Source organism: Gammaproteobacteria bacterium, from assembly GCA_013697705.1.
GTDB lineage: Bacteria > Pseudomonadota > Gammaproteobacteria > UBA6002 > UBA6002 > UBA6002.
Genome location: JACCWJ010000026.1, coordinates 1 through 3,054 on the forward strand (window position 1 = coordinate 1; position 3,054 = coordinate 3,054).

Genomic DNA, 3,054 nt, shown 5'->3' on the forward strand with positions numbered 1-3,054 from the left:
TAATGCATGGTTTTGTAGAGTAATATAAGACCATAATTTTTTTGCTAAGTATGGGTTGTGATTAATGTCATCCAAAATATTTTTGGGGTGACTCACACAAAAAACTAATAAAGTCTTACCGCTAAGGCGTTGATTAAAACGAGGAGTATTTATTATTATAGAAGCTAGCTGTACATTTATACTGCCTACTATTTCTAAAGAAATAGTATTTATTTTGCTGACTGAGATTAGGTTTTTTAATTCTTCTGGATAGCTGAGATATTCCCGCCATATACTTTGTTTGGATTTTAAATTTTCACGACAACTTTGTGGAATTGAGTTGGGATTCACGTTAACCAATGCACTTTTAATTGTGTCAGAGAAATTTAAATTTGTTTCCAACACATAGTGCCAAATTCTTTCAGAATTTAAAGATAATAATTTAGGGTAAACTCTAGACCAGTTGCTGGCGTTTAATTGATTTTTACACCACTCACACTCATCAAGTATTCGGATTTCATCCTTAAAAACTTCATCTCTTAAGCTCAAATAGCTTTGTCGAAACGGACTCGTGCTCTCAACAACTGAACGAAAAAATTCGGGTGTTACAATAGAGCACGTTTGCTCTTTGTTAAAATCAGCGTGTAAGAGTAAATTAGGGAAACACGTAATAATCTCTCTTATTTCTTCCGGGGGGAGATCCTTAATCAGGGTGGAAGTTGTCACAACAAATTTAGCAACTTGTTCTGATTTTTTGGATAAAGTTACGGCCAGCTCAGTTCTTTTGGCCGTGTCATTAAAATTAAGATGCTCGAGAATATAAATGCCATTGTCGAAATATGAGCCTATATTTTTAAGATGGAGCAAAGTCTGATTTTTTTGGTCAACTTGTGCTAAAATTAGCTCAATTAATTGTTCGTCATACTGTCGGTCTTGGCCCGCTAGCTGAGATAATTAAAAAATATCAGGCCATAAGCTTGTTAAAGACGCTTTGTAGTTTCCCTCTTTCTTTATAATATTTTGACGCAAATCTTCAAAACACTTTATTTTTTTCGGCTGCACATGACAAAATGAAATATTTGTCCGTCGTTTCGCGACTTTGATCGCGAGATTCAGCCTTCGACATAGCGAGAATAAGTCGTTAGTGGAGGAGGTGTTTACTTACACTGGTAAAACAAAAACATAATCCTCAGTTTACGTCAGACATGATTATGCTGGCCAGCAAGATTGAAATTTTTTTGCTATACCTGAGCTTAATGCAGAAAACAACCCCGCACTAGCTCTAGAGTGGCTAACATACCTATTTTAAAGTTTGAGGATATTCTGATTATTTTCTTGAGTATGAATGTTTATCTCGCCTAGCGGAAATTCTGCCTCCTTCGTTCTTAGCTCGGTTTTGAAATTTTCAATAAATTGAGAAGTAGACGTTGTAAACTCAGCTAGTTTTGGTTTGCTGCCCAAAAAGCGCAGGCCTTTGTCGATTAACTCAAAGCTTGGGGTAGCAATTACCTCTTTATTTGTTTTACCTGCTACACTTTCATTTTCCCATGCTTCAATTGCCGTTAATATTCTTTTATATGGGCTCTCCATTAATTGATTAGCTCTAATCTCTTTTTCCATGCAGTCTGTTAACTCCTTCAAACTACTCTCTAATCGTTGCAGGGCACTCTTCTTTTGACCGTGGAAAAATTGGATTCCGGACATTTCAGCCTGAATTTTATGGATTGGGATAGCTATGAATGTCTTCAGCATAGATATGATTTCAGAATCTCGGTTTTCAGAATAATCGGGTTCTTTTTTAACCCAATAACCATAAGCTTTATATAATAAGTTGAGGTTTGTAGTCTCTTTGGCATAGTCTCTCATTGCCTCAATCGCCTGAAAATTGTTTTCTCTTTCGCATCCTTCAAATAAACTCTGTAGAGCCAACTTGTTATTTTCTTTTGTTCTGTAAACTTTAAAGAGGGCTACACAAGGGAAGCTCTCATCTTCAACCATATCATTAGAATTCAGTACCTTTAAGCGAATAAGTGCCTCTTCATTGCCAGATTGGGCGGCATAAACAAGGGGAAGGCATAGTCTTTTTAGGTCTAGCCCGTCAATTGCTCCCCACAACTTGATTAATTTAAGTGCAAGTTCAGGATTTGCATTTTGTTTATAATGATCATATGCCTTAAAATAATATTTTTTTAATTTCTCCATTGTGGTTTCAAGAGACTTCGGAATAGTGAAAAGCTCATCACTAAAGGTGTAAAAACAATTGGCATAAAAATTTGTACTAGGTTTCTGACCCTGTTTCTCATCAATAAGTTCTGCATACATAATGGGAGAGAGAGCTTGGTTTATTGCAGAAATTCCTGCTGAACCCTGGCGCCTTTTTTGCTCATCCAAAGAGGTATACAATTCAAAGGACACGTCTAATAGGCTATGAATATAGTTTGCATTAATTAATTCTGGTTTTGAAAAAGAAAGGAACCAACCAAATTTATAATATATTGAATTAGCATGCTGTATATTTTTTTGATATATCTTAGTAAATGCTGGAGATAAAGTTGCCACGTTCTTTCCTATAACAAAATCCCAAGCTTTGGTGGAACCATTTTTGAGTGCTTTCTCTAGCCATAAAAGTTGCACTTTAACATTCTCGGGAAAATATTTTGCGTAATAACAGTAAAACCAATAGGGCAATTCTTTATCTCGACAGCCCTCGGCTATCGTCTCTAGTTTTTGGAAATCAACTATCTCCTCGAGCTTCTTTCCGCTGGCTGAAGCAAAAAAGCCACATTGTTCAATTAAAGAATAAATGAAATATCCTGTTAACGGTTGTGCCTGGGAGATGAGCTGGTCTATTAAGGCGCTGATATTACTTTCAAACTGTCTTCTAAGGGTGTCTTGTGCTCCTAATAAACTGGAATCAGGCATGGAATTTATATTTAAATTGTTGGGCAATAATGCATGGTTTTGTAGAGTAATATAAGACCATAATTTTTTTGCTAAGTATGGGTTGTGATTAATGTCATCCAAAATATTTTTGGGGTGACTCACACAAAAAACTAATAAAGTCTTACCGCTAAG

General features: G+C 35.8%; 2 protein-coding genes. Both read right to left on the bottom strand.

Annotated features, from left to right (window positions below):
• On the bottom strand, positions 1–846 hold an 846-nt coding region (locus H0U71_06440; GenBank protein MBA2654687.1), incomplete at its 3' end, for a hypothetical protein.
• Between the two features lie 438 nt (positions 847–1,284).
• A partial coding sequence (locus H0U71_06445; GenBank protein ID MBA2654688.1) for a hypothetical protein occupies positions 1,285–3,054 on the bottom strand: 1,770 nt, incomplete at its 5' end.